This is a genomic window from uncultured Azonexus sp. (assembly GCF_937982035.1).
Lineage (GTDB): Bacteria > Pseudomonadota > Gammaproteobacteria > Burkholderiales > Rhodocyclaceae > Azonexus.
The window spans coordinates 18,290-32,286 of sequence record NZ_CALJNI010000020.1 but is presented as its reverse complement, the minus strand read 5'-3'; the positions used below and the strand labels follow the sequence as shown (position 1 = coordinate 32,286).

Sequence of the window (13,997 nt, the reverse complement as noted above, 5' to 3'; positions counted from 1 at the left end):
AGCCGCCTGCCGGCGGCTGTTTGCATTTCAGGCGCTGTACGCCAGTCGCAGCGCCACGCCCAAATCGGCGACCAGCGCGTCGCAATCGGCGGCATTGACCGGTTCGCCCTCGTTGTAGCCGTAGGGCACGCAGTACACCATGCTGCCGGCGTTGCGGGCGGTTTCGATGTCGTGTTTCGAATCGCCGATGTGCAGGTTGTCGGCGGGCGCGCTGCCGAGTGCGGCGCAGGCGTGCAGCAGCGGGGCCGGGTGCGGTTTGCGGTGCGGGGTGGTGTCGCCGGAGACGACGGCCTGGAAGTAATGGGCGATGCCGGTGCGTTCGAGCAGCGGCTCGGTGAAGGCGGCCGGCTTGTTGGTCACCACGGCCAGCGGCAGGCCGGTCGCGTGCCAGGCGGCGAGGCCTTCGCGGACGCCGGGGAAGAATTCGGTGCGGTGACCGTTGACCGCCGCGTAGTGCCGCTGAAAGGCGGCGATGCCACGGGCCATCAGCTCGGCGTCGGGGGCCGAGTCGCGGGTCAGGCAGCGTTCGACCAGCACGGCCATGCCGCGGCCGACGAAATGACGGATTTCGGTTTCACTGCGCGGCGCCTGGTCGAGGTCGATCAGCATCAGGCGGCAGGCCTCGGCCAGGTCGCCGACGGTGTCGAGCAGCGTGCCGTCGAGGTCGAAGGTGATGGAACGGAATTTCATGGGGACTCCTTGAGCGCCTGACGCAATGTCCGGATGATCGTATCGTAACGGTGCGGATCGCTGTCGCGGCCGGCGCCAAAAACCGCCGACCCGGCGACGAAGGCATCGACCCCGGCGGCGGCGATCTCGGCGATGTTGCCGGGATTGACCCCGCCATCGATTTCGAGGCGGATGCGCCGGCCCGTCAACTGCTGGTAGGCGTCGATTTTCGCACGCGCGGCGCGCGCCTTGTGCAGGGTTTGGGCAATGAATTTCTGGCCGCCGAAACCGGGGTTCACACTCATCAGCAGGACCACGTCGAGTTTGTCCATGACGTGATCCATCCAGTCCAGCGGCGTCGCCGGGTTGAAGACCAGGCCGGCCTGGCAGCCGCCGTCGCGGATCATCGCCAGGCTGCGGTCGACGTGCTCGGACGCTTCCGGATGAAAGGTGATCAGGTCGGCCCCGGCACGGATGAAATCGGGAACGATGCGGTCGACCGGCTTGACCATCAGGTGCACGTCGATCGGCGCCGTCGTGCATGGCCGGATCGCCTCGCAGACCAGCGGGCCGATGGTCAGGTTGGGGACGTAATGGTTGTCCATCACGTCGAAGTGGATCCAGTCGGCACCGGCGGCGATGACGTTGCTGACTTCGTCGCCCAGACGGGCGAAGTTGGCCGAAAGGATGCTCGGGGCAATGATGGCTTCCAGGGGATTCATGGGCTCTTCCTCAGCAAAAAAATGGCCCCGGCTGGCGGGGCCCGAAAACGACCAAGGGTCGCGCAGAGAACATCGGTAGAGATCAGCGGTAGCGGGCGACCATGCGATCCAGCGGGATCGGTTTGATGGCAGACGCCTGCCCGGCCGAACCGAAGGCTTCGAAACGCAGCCGGCAGATGCCGCGGGCGGCGGTCACGGCGGCCTTGAGGAAGGCGCGCGGGTCGAACTCGTCGGGCTTGTCGGCCATCGCTTTACGCATCGCGCCGGTCATCGCCAAGCGGATGTCGGTGTCGATATTGACCTTGCGCACGCCGTGGCGGATGCCTTCGACGATTTCCTCGAGCGGTACGCCGTAGGTTTCCTTGATCGTGCCACCGTACTGGCGGATAGTCGCCAGCCATTCCTGCGGCACCGACGACGAGCCGTGCATGACCAGATGGGTGTCGGGAATGCGCGCGTGGATCGCCTTGATCCGCTCGATGGCCAGGATTTCGCCGGTTGGCGGGCGGGTGAATTTGTAGGCGCCGTGGCTGGTGCCGATGGCGATGGCCAGCGCGTCGACGCCGGTTCTGGCGACAAAGTCGGCGGCTTCGTCGGGGTCGGTCAGCAGTTGCGCGTGGTCGAGCTTGCCGGCGGCGCCGATGCCGTCTTCCTCGCCGGCCTCGCCGGTTTCCAGCGAGCCGAGGCAGCCGAGTTCGCCCTCGACGGAAACGCCGATGGCGTGCGCCATCTCGACCACCTTGCGGGTGGTGTCGACGTTGTAGGCGTAGTTGGTCGGCGTCTTGCCATCCTCGCCCAGCGAGCCATCCATCATCACGCTGGAGAAGCCGCTGCGCATCGACTGCAGGCAGACCGCCGGCGAGGTGCCGTGGTCCTGGTGCAGGCAGACCGGAATGTCCGGGTACTGCTCGATGGCGGCTTCGACCAGCTTGCGCAGGAAAGGCTCGCCGGCGTACTTGCGGGCGCCGGCCGAGGCCTGCAGGATGACCGGGCTGTCGCAGTCCGCCGCCGCCTGCATGATGGCGTGGATCTGCTCCATGTTATTGACGTTGAAGGCGGGCAGGCCGTATGCGTGCTCGGCGGCGTGGTCGAGCAACTGGCGCAGGGAAATCAGGGCCATGGGGGTTCCTCAGTGCGTGATGTGGCGCGCCAGGCGCAACAGGTTGCAGGTATAGCCGTATTCGTTGTCGTACCAGGCGACGACCTTGACGAAGGTCGGATCAAGCGCGATGCCGGCGCCGGTATCGAAGATCGACGGCTGCGGGCAGCCCCGGAAATCGGTCGACACGACAGCCGCATCGGTATAGCCGAGCACGCCCTTGAGCGGCCCCTCGGCCGCCTCGCGCATGGCCGCGCAGATGTCGGCGTAGCTCGCCGCGCGATCGAGTTCGACGGTCAGGTCGACCACCGAGACATCCGAGGTCGGCACGCGGAAGGCCATGCCGGTCAGCTTGCCGTTGAGCGCCGGAATCACCTTGCCGACCGCCTTGGCCGCCCCGGTCGACGACGGGATGATGTTTTCCAGGATGCCGCGCCCGCCGCGCCAATCCTTCCCGGACGGGCCGTCGACCGTTTTCTGGGTGGCCGTCGCCGCGTGCACCGTGCTCATCAGCCCGCGCTTGATGCCGAAACGGTCGTTGAGCACCTTGGCCACCGGCGCCAGTCCGTTGGTCGTGCACGACGCCGCCGAGACGATGTCCTGGCCGGCGTAGTCGGCATGATTCACGCCGAACACGAACATCGGCGTATCGTCCTTGGCCGGCGCCGACTGGACAACCTTGCGCGCCCCCGCGGCGACGTGCGCCTGGCAGCTTTCCCGGGTGAGGAAGAAGCCGGTCGCCTCGATCACCAGATCGACGCCGAGTTCGCCCCACTTGAGGTCGGCCGGATTGCGCTCGGCGCTCAGGCGGATGCGCCGGCCATCGACGACCAGGTGGCTGCCATCGACAGCCACCTCACCGGCAAAACGCCCGTGCACCGAGTCGTGCGTCAGCAGATAGGCGAGGTAGTCGGGATCGAGCAGGTCGTTGATGCCGACCACCTCCAGCCCGGAAAACTCGGCCTCCTGGGCGATGGCGCGGAAGGCCATGCGTCCGATACGGCCGAAGCCGTTGATTGCCACCCGTATTGGCATGGGTTTGTCTCCTGATTTTATGAAAAATTCTTTTGTCGCTGGCGCGTTCAGAAATCGCCGTCGTTGCCGCTTTCACGGGCGATGGTTTCGACGACGACGCTGGCCAGGTGGCGGGCGGTCAGCCCGAAATGTTCGTAGAGTGCAGACGCCGGGGCGGAGGCGCCGAAGCTGTCGATGCCGACCACCTCGCCGACCAGGCCGACATACTTGCGCCAGGGGTCGGGATGCGCAGCCTCGATGGCGATGCGCACGACCTCCGGCGGCAGCACCGCGCGCTTCCAGGCGCTTTTCTGGCGGTCGAAGCGTTCGCAACAAGGCATAGCGACGACGCGCACGGCAACCCCGTGGGTGGCCAGTTCGCGCTGCGCTTCCAGGGCGATGCCGACTTCCGAGCCGGTGGCGATGATCACCGCCTGCAAGGGGCCGTCGGCGTCGCGCAGGACGTAGCCGCCGCGGGCAATCTCTTCGGCCCGACCGGGGCGGTCGCCGCATTGGTCGAGGTTCTGCCGCGACAGGAAGAGGGCGCTCGGCCCGTCGCGGCGCTCCAGCGACTCGGCCCAGGCCACTGCCGCTTCCAGTTCATCACACGGACGCCAGACATCGAGACCGGGAATCAGGCGCAGGCTGCCGACGTGCTCGATCGGCTGGTGCGTCGGCCCGTCCTCGCCAAGACCGATGGAATCGTGGGTCAGCACATGAACGACGCGCTGCTGCATCAGCGCGCTCATGCGAATGGCGTTGCGCGAATAGTCCGAGAACACGGCGAAGGTGCCGCCGTAGGGAATCAGCCCGCCGTGCAGGGCGACGCCGTTCATGATCGCCGCCATGCCGAATTCGCGCACGCCGTAAGAGATGTAGTTCGGCGTGCGCTCGCCGGCCGCATGCCAGGCAACGCTGCCTTTGCCGGCGGTCAGGTTGGAGCCGGTCAGGTCGGCCGAACCGCCGAGCAGTTCGGGAACGCGGTCGATCAGGAAATCGAGGCAGTTCTGCGAGGACTTGCGACTGGCGATGCCGCCGGTCTTCGCTGCCGCCTGGGCAAGCAGTTCGGCGCGGATTTCGGGCCAGTTTTCCGGCAGACCGCCGGCCTGGGTGCGCTCGAATTCGGCGGCCAGTTCGGGGTATTGCGCGCGGTAGGCAGAGAATTCAGCTTGCCATTGCGCTTCGGCCGCCACGCCGCTGGCGCGGGCGTCCCAGGCACGGCGCAGCGCAGCCGGCACGTCGAACGGTGCATGCGGCCAGTTCAACGCGGCGCGGGTGGCGGCGTTCTCGGCGGCGCCCAGCGGCGCCCCATGCACGTCGTGGCTGCCGACCTTGTTCGGCGAACCCCAGCCGATCTGGGTGCGGCAGACGATCAGGGTCGGCTTGCTGCGCGACTGCCTGGCTTCGGCAATGGCAGCGGCAACGGCGATGGCGTCGTGGCCGTCGATCGGGCCGATGACATCCCAGCCGTAGGCGCGGAAACGGGCGGCGGTGTCATCGCGGAACCAGCCTTCGACATGGCCGTCGATGGAAATTCCGTTATCGTCGTAGAAGGCGACCAGCTTGTTCAGCCCCCACACGCCGGCCAGCGCGCAGGCTTCGTGGCTGATCCCTTCCATCATGCAGCCATCGCCGAGGAAGGCCCAGGTGCGGTGATCGACGATGGCGTGGCCGGGGCGGTTGTAGCGCTGGGCCAGCAGCTTTTCCGCCAGCGCCATGCCGACCGCGTTGCTGATGCCCTGGCCGAGCGGCCCGGTGGTCGTCTCGACCCCCGGCGTGTGGCCGACTTCCGGATGGCCGGCGGTCTTGCTGCCGAACTGGCGGAAACGCTTGAGCTCGTCGAGCGGCAGGTCGTAGCCGGTCAGGTGCAGCAGCGCGTAGATCAGCATCGAGCCGTGGCCGTTCGACAGCACGAAGCGGTCGCGGTCGGCCCAGTGCGGGTTGGCCGGGTTGTGGCGCAGGTGGTCGCGCCACAGGATTTCGGCGATGTCGGCCATGCCCATCGGCGCGCCGGGGTGGCCGGACTTGGCCTGCTCGACGGCGTCGATGGCCAGGAAGCGGACGGCGTTGGCCAGGTCGCGACGGAATGCGGTGGTGGTCATGTCTCTCTCCATCTCGGTAAGTTTCCGTGGCTCAGGCGCGACGCTTGAGGTCCATCAGGCGCAGGACCATGGGCGTGAAGATCATCTGCATCGCCAGCCCCATCTTGCCGCCGGGCACGACCAGGGTGTTCGGGCGGGTCAGCATGCTGCCGTGCAGGATGTTGAGCAGGTACTGGAAATCGATGCCCTTGGGGTTGGCGAAACGGATCACCACCATGCTCTCGTCGGCGCTGGGAATGTCGCGGGCGATGAAGGGGTTGGAGGTATCGACGATGGGCACGCGCTGGAAATTGACATGGGTGCGCGAGAACTGCGGGCACAGATGGCTGACGTAGTCGGGCATGCGGCGCAGGATGGTGTCGGTCACCGCTTCCTGCGAATAACCGCGCATCTTCTGGTCGCGGTGCAGCTTCTGGATCCATTCCAGGTTGATGATGGGCACGACGCCGACGCACAGATCGACCTGGGCGGCGATGTCGATGCCGTCGCCGGCCCAGGCGCCGTGCAGGCCTTCGTAGAACATCAGGTCGGTGTCGCCGGTAATGTCCTGCCAGGGCGTGAAGGTGCCCGGCTCCTGGCCCCAGGGCTCGGCCTCGCCGGCATCGTGCAGGTACTTGCGCACCTTGCCGCTGCCGTCGCGACCATAGCTGATGAACAGGTCCTGCAGTTCCTGCAGCAAGTTGGCCTCGGGACCGAAATGGCTGAAGTTGAGGTTGCCCTGTTCCTCCTGCGCCTTCATCTCGGCGCGCATGCTTTTACGGTCGTAGCGATGGAAGGAGTCGCCCTCGACAATCTGGGCGTTGAGCTTCTCGCGCCGGAAGATGTGCTGGAAACTCTGCATCACGGTGCTGGTGCCGGCGCCGGACGAGCCGGTGATGGCGATGATCGGGTGCTTGACGGACATGGCGGATGACTCCCCGGGATATGGAATTCTTGGGCGGCGTCAGTCGCGGAACAGCGAGCGTTCGGCGAACAACGGCGACGCAAAGGGGCGGTCGGCCCCGGTATCGTATTCGTGGTGATAGCGTTCGAGCCGCTCGACTTCCTCGCGCGAGCCGAGCATCACCGGCACGCGCTGATGCAGCGCTTCCGGCACCACGTCGAGGATGCGCCCGCGCCCGGTCGAGGCCGCGCCGCCGGCCTGCTCGATCAGCATGGCCATCGGGTTGGCTTCGTAAAGCAGGCGCAGGCGACCCGGCTTGGCCGGATCCTTGTTGTCCTTGGGGTACATGAAGATGCCGCCGCGCATCAGGATGCGGTGCACCTCGGCGACCATGGACGCGATCCAGCGCATGTTGAAATCGGCCTCGCGGATGCCGGTCTTGCCGGCCTTGCACTCGCTGACATAGCGCTGCACCGGCGGCTCCCAGAAACGTTCGTTCGACGTATTGATGGCGAACTCGCGGGTGGCTTCCGGCACACGGATGTCGGGATGCGTCAGGATGAAATTGCCGCTCTCGCGATGCAGCGTAAACCCGTGCGTGCCGGTGCCGACGCTCAGCACCAGCATCGTCGACGGGCCGTAGATGGCGTAGCCGGCGGCAACCTGCCGCGCCCCCGGCTGCAGGAAATCGGCCGGCTCGGCGTCGCCGGCGGTCGACCGCTGCAGAATCGAGAAAATGGTGCCGACCGAAACATTCACGTCGCTGTTCGACGAACCGTCGAGCGGATCGAAAATCAGCAGGTAGCGGCCACGCGGGTACTCGGCGGGAATCGCGTACGGCGCGTCCATCTCCTCGGAGGCCATGCCGGCCAGCTGGCCACCCCATTCGCAATGACGCAGGATGGCCTCGTTGGTCAACACATCCAGCTTCTTCTGCACCTCGCCCTGGACATTGGTCGACTCCATCGAACCGGAAAAGCCGCTCAGCGCGCCCTTGCCGACCAGACCGGAAATGGTCTTGACCGCCGCCGCCACGTCGATGAGCAAGGCGCCCATCTCGCTGTGCGCGCCGCGCGTCTGCTCGATAACGAACTTGGACAGGGTGGTGCGTCCGATATGCATGGTGTCTCCAATCATTGTTGTATTACTGCATTGAAGACAAAGGTAAGTGACTTCTTAGTTAAGGCCTAGTCAGACTTTCTTAATCGGTAAATAAGGCATGACTTATTAAATAGCGCTGAACCCAGGCGTCAGCAAGATTGACTGGCCCGAACGCGCGCGCGTGGCTATCGTCGCTGCCATGAACAAACTGCAAGCCCTGATTTTCGATGTCGATGGCACGCTCGCCGAAACCGAGCGCGACGGCCACCGCCCGGCCTTCAACGCCGCCTTCCGCGACTGCGGACTGACCTGGCACTGGGACGAACAGCGCTACGGCGAATTGCTCGCCATCACCGGCGGCAAGGAACGCATCCGCCACTACGCCGCGCAACACGCCCCGGACATCGCCGCCCGCCCCGACTTCGACGCGCTGGTCGGCCAACTACACAAGATCAAGACCGCGCACTATCTGCGCCGGGTCGATCAGGGCCAGCTACCGCTACGCCCCGGCGTCGCCCAGCTGATCAGCGAAGCCCGGCACGCCGGCATCCGCCTAGCCATCGCCACCACCACCACGCCCGAAAACGTCGACGCCCTGCTCCGCGCCAACCTCGGCGCCGAGGCCCCCGGCTGGTTCGACGTCATCGGCGCCGGCGACATCGTCCCGGCCAAAAAACCGGCCCCCGACATCTACCAATGGGTCCTCAACCGTCTCGCCCTGCCGGCATCCGCCTGCCTGGCCATCGAAGATTCGGAAATGGGCCTGAAATCCGCGTTGACCGCAGGATTGCGCTGCGTGGTCACTATCAGCGAATACACCCGCGGGCAGAATTTTCGCGGGGCGGGGATGGTGCTGGAGGGGTTGGCGGGGTGTTCGTTGGGGGGGTTAGAAGAGGTTGTTTTGCGCTAGTTTGTAACTTGGAACTCAACCTGCCGAATCTGTTTGCCATTGATGAGAAGTGCGGCTTTGTATTTTCCAAGCGGGTCCGATTCGGAGATGGACCAGTTGTGAAAGAGAAACGGCGAACCGGGTTTGGAAAAATTTTTCGTAACCGTTGCAGTTCTTCCTCCGTCGGTCACTTGAACCTCTGAAGCGCTTGGTGGCGCCTCCCATACGGTACCCGAAGGGCCTTCAACGATTTCCTGAACAGAGATTTGTTGGGGCGGGTTCTTCATAGAAAAAGCCCACCCGAACTGAACGTCCTGCCCCTTGGAAAAGGTAGTTGTTGCTCGAAAGGTTACGGTGCCGCTCCCAACACCCGAGAATGATCCAAATTGGACGTCAGTCACACCAACGTCGCTTGAGCAGGCGGAAATGGAAATTGCAATTGAGGCGCAGAGGAAGAGTTGGAGAGTGCGCATATTTGGAGGGCTAACGCGAAAGCGAGCGTCCTCACCTCTCGACTGACGGGTTAGCCATCGCTTCGGCATTAGAGAACGACCAGTTCAGCAATACCTTCAAGACTACCGATTTCAAGGTCTACGTATGAAAGATTGGCCGTCGGCTTTACTGGCCTCCACACAAAGCGGTACTCGCACTGATACTCGTACCGGAAGTGCTTTGACATCGGAACGTCAATTTTCACAGTCGAAGGGCAAAGCGGATCGATGTAGACGGCTTCGCCGTGACGATGGCCGGTATTTGGAAACTTCGCTGCATTTTGCAAAGTAAGAAGGCGCTGGAAACGATCTCTATCCTTGATGATGACACACGAGTCAGCTTGAAAATCTACGAACAGCCGAGGCTCAACGGCGCTGCTTACGCAATACAGCCAGTAGTCCGTGCCAGCGTTGTAGGTGACATCGAAGCGTTGCTCAATGGGCCCTTCCGGCACGTCTTGCGGATTGAGAACGACTTTGATGATGTCATCACGCGACAATGCTAGGGAGAGAGGCAAGGAAAGTTCGTCATCCTTTATTGCGCCGTTGTGGCTTGGTGTGGCGTAGTAGCTCGCAGATTGCACGCGCAAAGCCCCTCTTTCGAAAAGAGACCGCATATGCTCGGCTTTCCCGAACTTGATAAATATTTCGTCTGATCGCAAACCTCTTGATGCAAGAACACCGGCCGCCTTCTTGCCGAGTTCTCCAACAAAGTCAGGGAATGGCTCGGAATGAAAAATATCCCGTGTAAAGCCGTTCGGATATGGGCCGTGACGGAGGTTCATTTCCTCCAGCACATGGGTCCAGATTTCCATCGTCTTCATTCCTGCCGGCTCCAAGGGAGGAACCCCTATCTTCGCCTCGGGCGTCAAGCGAAGCATATTTAGCACTATGTCTCGAATGCGCTGGTTTAATTCCTTCTGGTTAAGGTGCCGACAATAGCGGTTTTCACGATACATTTTTCGCCATACCTCGTGACGTGGCATACCAGTGTTCATGCAATGGCTAACCCAGAAGTCGACGGCAATATGCCCAATATCCCAGATAGGTAGGCCCCCCGGAAACGGCCATGCTGGTTGGAATCGCAGACTTTCGCACTGATATTCACCTGCTTACACCCCAAGGAAACCGGACAGGCACAACCTTACCCGCCCATCATTTCCGGTGCAACTGAATATCTAATCTGACTCGTAGGACCAAGATCAATACTTCTGTCAGCTCGCCCCACAGACTCGCCTCTTTTGCCCGAAAATCGCCACCGCTCCCCTCCCTGCGGTACGATGCGCCAATCCAAACCGAACCCGCGCACCTGTTTCGCCGCGCTTTTCCGGCATTTCCCCGCCAGTTGAGGCATCATGCCAATCGGGATTGAGAACAGAGGAGACTGGCTGGTGATGTTGGATGGGATGCTAGTGCTTGGCGGCGGTGTGTTGTTGCTTGCGGTTCTGCTGTTTCTGCTCTGGAAGCAGGCGCAGATGCGCAACGAGCTGGCTGCGCTCCGGGCCAGCGAGGCATTGTTCCGGCGGCTGACGGAGGATGTTTCCGATGTGATCTGGCGCGCCGACCGGAATCTGTTCATCACCTACATCAACCCGACCGACGAGAAACTGCGCGGCTTCAGGGCGGATGAGGTGATCGGCCACCATGTTTTCGAGATGTTCACCGACGAGGGCATCGCGACGGTGACCAACCTCATCAAGCAGCGCCAGGAGAAGGAGGCCGACGGAACGATCACCGGCGCGGTCACTTTCGAGGTCCAGCATCGCTGCAAGGATGGCCGGTTGCTGTGGGCGGAGGTGCTGTCGAAGCCGGAGCGCGATGCGCATGGCCGGATTACCGGTTACCACGGGATCAGCCGCGAAACGACCGAACGCAAGCGGCTGCAGGATCAGATACAGAAGCTGGCGTTCTACGATCCTTTGACCGGCCTGCCCAATCGTCGCCTGCTTGAGGATCGGCTCGGGCAGAGTCTGGCGTCGAGCCGGCGTACGGGGATTTTCGGTGCGCTGCTGTTTCTCGACCTGGATAATTTCAAGCCGCTGAACGATCTCCACGGGCACGAAGCGGGCGATCTGCTGCTGATCGAAGCGGCCAGGCGGCTGAAGGCCGGAGTGCGGGAGGTGGATACGGTCGCCCGCTTCGGCGGCGACGAGTTTGTCGTGATCATCCGTGAGCTGGATCGCGATCTGGCCGTGTCACGCGAGCAGGTGGCGACGATTGCCGAGAAAATCCGCACCCTGCTGGCCGAACCCTACCGCTTGAGCGTCAAGCATGGCGACACGGCCGGACAGGAGGTTGAACACCGCTGCTCGGCCAGCATCGGCATCCGCGTGTTCATCGGCAACGGCATCGATCCCGACGAGATTCTCAAGCAGGCCGATCTGGCGATGTATCAAGCCAAGGACGCGGGGCGCAACACGGTCTGTTTCTTCAGCCCGCCGGACGAGACGGCGTAAAAAAGCCGGGGAACCCCGGCTTTCTTTCAGTGGTAGGCTTTTTTCGAAGCCAGCTTGTTGGCCATGAAGCAGGCCATGCCGAAAATCACCACGGCGAAGCCGACGCCGACCAGGGAAAGCTCATCCATTTAACACCCCGCAGAAAAGGTCATTGATTGATTGGAGCCGCTTAGACCGGTCGACAAGGGAAAGTTCCCCGTGCGGGATCGGCAAAATAATAAGAAATTACTGAACAATCCCATAAAAATACGTGACTGTTATTTATCTTTTGCCCTTCCTAATATGGTCTCCATCGTAGCCACCCGGCGAATACACCAAGGAGACAAAAGATGGATCAATCGAACCGCTATGCCGACCTGAGCCTCAAGGAAGAAGACCTGATCGCCGGCGGCCAGCACATTCTCTGCGCCTACAAGATGAAGCCCAAGGCCGGCTACGGCTACCTCGAAGCGGCCGCTCACTTCGCCGCCGAGTCTTCCACTGGCACGAATGTCGAAGTGTGCACCACCGACGAATTCACCAAGGGCGTCGATGCGCTGGTCTATCACATCGACGAGGCGACCGAGGAAATGCGCATCGCCTACCCGATCGACCTGTTCGACCGCAACGTCATCGACGGCCGGATGATGATCGTTTCCTTCCTGACGCTGACCATCGGCAACAACCAGGGCATGGGCGACATCGAGCACGCCAAGATGTACGACTTCTACGTGCCGCGCCGCGCGATTGAGCTGTTCGACGGCCCGTCGGTGGACATCAGCAACCTGTGGCGCATTCTCGGCCGGCCGATGCAGGACGGCGGCTACATCGCCGGCACGATTATCAAGCCCAAGCTCGGCCTGCGCCCCGAACCGTTCGCCGCGGCTGCGTACCAGTTCTGGCTGGGCGGCGACTTCATCAAGAACGACGAGCCGCAGGGCAACCAGGTGTTCTGCCCGATGAAGCAGGTAATCCCGCTGGTGCGCGATGCGATGAAGCGCGCCATGGACGAAACCGGCCAGGCCAAGATCTTCTCGGCCAACATCACCGCTGACGACCATGGCGAAATGATCGCCCGCGGCGAATACATCCTCGAAACCTTCGGCCCGGATGCCGACAAGGTGGCTTTCCTGGTCGACGGCTACGTCGGCGGCCCGGGCATGGTCACCACCGCCCGCCGCTACTTCTCGCGCCAGTACCTGCACTACCACCGCGCCGGCCACGGCGCCGTCACCTCGCCGTCGTCGAAGCGCGGCTACACCGCCTACGTGCTGGCCAAGATGAGCCGGTTGCAGGGCGCTTCCGGCATCCATGTCGGCACCATGGGCTACGGCAAGATGGAGGGCGACAAGGACGACCGCGCCATCGCCTACATCATCGAGCGCGACAGCTATACCGGCCCGGCTTACCACCAGGAGTGGTACGGCATGAAGCCGACGACACCGATCATTTCCGGCGGCATGAACGCGCTGCGCCTGCCCGGTTTCTTCGAGAACCTCGGCCACGGCAACGTGATCAACACGGCCGGTGGCGGTTCCTACGGCCACATCGACAGCCCGGCCGCCGGCGCCAAGTCGCTGCGTCAGGCTTACGAATGCTGGAAGGCCAAGGCCGACCCGATCGAGTGGGCCAAGGAGCATCCGGAGTTCGCCCGCGCGTTTGCCTCCTTCCCCAACGACGCCGACCAGATCTACCCGGGCTGGCGCGACAAGCTCGGCGTGCACAAGTAAGCACTAACCCACCCCGCCCCGGCGGGGTTTTTCTTCCGCGCCCGCCAGGAGTCCGCCATGAACGATGCCGCCCACTTCGCGGTTTGCCGCAAACCCTTCTATCAGCCGCAAGGCAAGGAAATCGAGCTGTTCGAAGCGGCCTACGCCGCGCGCCTGCCGGTCATGCTCAAGGGGCCGACCGGTTGCGGCAAGTCGCGCTTCGTCGAGTACATGGCCTGGAAGCTGGGCCGGCCGCTGATCAGCGTCGCCTGCAACGAGGACATGACCGCCGCCGACCTGGTCGGCCGTTACCTGCTCGACGCCAACGGCACGCGCTGGCAGGACGGCCCGCTGACCGTCGCCGCCCGCCTCGGCGCCATCTGCTATCTCGACGAGATCGTCGAAGCCCGCCAGGACACGCTGGTGGTCATCCATCCGCTGACCGATCACCGGCGCATGCTGCCGCTCGACAAGAAGGGCGAGCAGGTCGCAGCCCACCCCGACTTCCAGCTGGTGATTTCCTACAACCCCGGTTACCAGAGCCTGGTGAAGGATCTCAAGCAATCGACCAAGCAGCGCTTCGCCGCCTTCCAGTTCGACTACCCGGCGCCGGCCCTGGAAAGCGGGATCGTCTGTGCGGAAACCGGAATTGCCCGCGAGTTGGCCGACCAACTGGTCGACTTCGCCCAGGCCGGCCGCCGCCTCAAGGGGCACGGACTGGATGAAGGCATCTCGACGCGGCTGGTCGTCTACGCCGCCAGCCTGATCGTCCGCGGCGTCAGCCCGGCCGACGCCTGCCGCATGGCGATGATCCGCCCGATCACCGACGACATTGACGTGATCGACAGCCTGGATCACGCCATCGCCGCGATTTTTGGCTGAA

The 13,997-nt window shown here is 63.4% G+C and carries 13 protein-coding genes; 4 read left to right on the top strand and 9 right to left on the bottom strand.

Annotated elements, in window-relative coordinates:
- Positions 1–27: 27 nt before the first annotated feature.
- From Q0799_RS13655 to Q0799_RS13625, 7 genes are all read right to left on the bottom strand, one after another.
- Positions 28–690, bottom strand: coding sequence for a phosphoglycolate phosphatase (locus tag Q0799_RS13655; RefSeq protein ID WP_298399315.1), 663 nt, complete (start codon positions 688–690; stop codon positions 28–30).
- Complete coding sequence (gene rpe, locus Q0799_RS13650; protein ID WP_298399313.1) at positions 687–1,391, bottom strand: ribulose-phosphate 3-epimerase; 705 nt, start codon at positions 1,389–1,391, stop codon at positions 687–689. The genes Q0799_RS13655 and rpe overlap by 4 nt, the downstream gene beginning before the upstream one ends.
- 82 nt (positions 1,392–1,473) lie before the next feature.
- A complete protein-coding gene (gene fba, locus Q0799_RS13645) occupies positions 1,474–2,511 on the bottom strand; it encodes a class II fructose-bisphosphate aldolase (protein ID WP_298399310.1) in 1,038 nt (345 codons plus the stop codon).
- Positions 2,512–2,520: 9 nt separating this feature from the next.
- Positions 2,521–3,525 (bottom strand): type I glyceraldehyde-3-phosphate dehydrogenase, encoded by a 1,005-nt coding sequence (gene gap / locus Q0799_RS13640; protein WP_298399308.1) that lies wholly within the window; start codon positions 3,523–3,525, stop codon positions 2,521–2,523.
- Between the two features lie 47 nt (positions 3,526–3,572).
- The gene (gene tkt / locus Q0799_RS13635) at positions 3,573–5,606 is read right to left on the bottom strand and encodes a transketolase (RefSeq protein ID WP_298399306.1); all 2,034 of its coding nucleotides are present in this window, start codon (positions 5,604–5,606) and stop codon (positions 3,573–3,575) included.
- 31 nt (positions 5,607–5,637) lie between these two features.
- A complete protein-coding gene (locus Q0799_RS13630) occupies positions 5,638–6,510 on the bottom strand; it encodes a phosphoribulokinase (RefSeq protein ID WP_298399304.1) in 873 nt (290 codons plus the stop codon).
- Between the two features lie 39 nt (positions 6,511–6,549).
- Entirely contained in the window at positions 6,550–7,611 is a 1,062-nt protein-coding gene (locus tag Q0799_RS13625; protein WP_298399303.1) for a class 1 fructose-bisphosphatase, read from the bottom strand.
- 178 nt (positions 7,612–7,789) lie between these two features.
- On the opposite strand from Q0799_RS13625, the gene Q0799_RS13620 reads away from it, so the two are divergent.
- On the top strand, positions 7,790–8,500 hold the full coding sequence (locus tag Q0799_RS13620; RefSeq protein WP_298399300.1) for an HAD family hydrolase: 711 nt from the start codon (positions 7,790–7,792) through the stop codon (positions 8,498–8,500).
- On the opposite strand, the gene Q0799_RS13615 is transcribed toward Q0799_RS13620, so the two are convergent.
- The gene (locus Q0799_RS13615; RefSeq protein ID WP_298399298.1) at positions 8,497–8,880 is read right to left on the bottom strand and encodes a hypothetical protein; all 384 of its coding nucleotides are present in this window, start codon (positions 8,878–8,880) and stop codon (positions 8,497–8,499) included. The two genes, Q0799_RS13620 and Q0799_RS13615, sit on opposite strands and share 4 nt — an antisense overlap.
- A 140-nt stretch (positions 8,881–9,020) precedes the next feature.
- Positions 9,021–9,785, bottom strand: coding sequence for a hypothetical protein (locus tag Q0799_RS13610; protein WP_298399295.1), 765 nt, complete (start codon positions 9,783–9,785; stop codon positions 9,021–9,023).
- Between the two features lie 579 nt (positions 9,786–10,364).
- Here Q0799_RS13610 and Q0799_RS13605 point away from each other — a divergent pair.
- The 3 genes from Q0799_RS13605 to Q0799_RS13595 all read left to right on the top strand — a co-directional run bounded on the left by Q0799_RS13605 (position 10,365) and on the right by Q0799_RS13595 (position 13,996).
- Complete coding sequence (locus Q0799_RS13605) at positions 10,365–11,426, top strand: sensor domain-containing diguanylate cyclase (RefSeq protein WP_298399293.1); 1,062 nt, start codon at positions 10,365–10,367, stop codon at positions 11,424–11,426.
- 329 nt (positions 11,427–11,755) lie between these two features.
- Positions 11,756–13,135 (top strand): ribulose-bisphosphate carboxylase, encoded by a 1,380-nt coding sequence (locus Q0799_RS13600; protein WP_298399291.1) that lies wholly within the window; start codon positions 11,756–11,758, stop codon positions 13,133–13,135.
- Positions 13,136–13,192: 57 nt separating this feature from the next.
- Positions 13,193–13,996, top strand: a complete 804-nt coding sequence (locus Q0799_RS13595; RefSeq protein WP_298399290.1) for a CbbQ/NirQ/NorQ/GpvN family protein — start codon at positions 13,193–13,195, stop codon at positions 13,994–13,996.
- Position 13,997: the final 1 nt, after the last annotated feature.

Bases quoted from the DNA above. Each gene is read 5' to 3' on its own strand.
- Q0799_RS13625 (WP_298399303.1), bottom strand. From the start codon at position 7,611: ATGCATATCGGACGCACCACCCTGTCCAAGTTCGTTATCGAGCAGACG.
- Q0799_RS13600 (WP_298399291.1), top strand. From the start codon at position 11,756: ATGGATCAATCGAACCGCTATGCCGACCTGAGCCTCAAGGAAGAAGAC.
- Q0799_RS13655 (WP_298399315.1), bottom strand. From the start codon at position 690: ATGAAATTCCGTTCCATCACCTTCGACCTCGACGGCACGCTGCTCGAC.
- tkt (WP_298399306.1), bottom strand. From the start codon at position 5,606: ATGACCACCACCGCATTCCGTCGCGACCTGGCCAACGCCGTCCGCTTC.
- Q0799_RS13630 (WP_298399304.1), bottom strand. From the start codon at position 6,510: ATGTCCGTCAAGCACCCGATCATCGCCATCACCGGCTCGTCCGGCGCC.
- Q0799_RS13605 (WP_298399293.1), top strand. From the start codon at position 10,365: ATGTTGGATGGGATGCTAGTGCTTGGCGGCGGTGTGTTGTTGCTTGCG.
- Q0799_RS13610 (WP_298399295.1), bottom strand. From the start codon at position 9,785: ATGGAAATCTGGACCCATGTGCTGGAGGAAATGAACCTCCGTCACGGC.
- Q0799_RS13595 (WP_298399290.1), top strand. From the start codon at position 13,193: ATGAACGATGCCGCCCACTTCGCGGTTTGCCGCAAACCCTTCTATCAG.
- Q0799_RS13620 (WP_298399300.1), top strand. From the start codon at position 7,790: ATGAACAAACTGCAAGCCCTGATTTTCGATGTCGATGGCACGCTCGCC.
- gap (WP_298399308.1), bottom strand. From the start codon at position 3,525: ATGCCAATACGGGTGGCAATCAACGGCTTCGGCCGTATCGGACGCATG.
- rpe (WP_298399313.1), bottom strand. From the start codon at position 1,391: ATGAATCCCCTGGAAGCCATCATTGCCCCGAGCATCCTTTCGGCCAAC.
- fba (WP_298399310.1), bottom strand. From the start codon at position 2,511: ATGGCCCTGATTTCCCTGCGCCAGTTGCTCGACCACGCCGCCGAGCAC.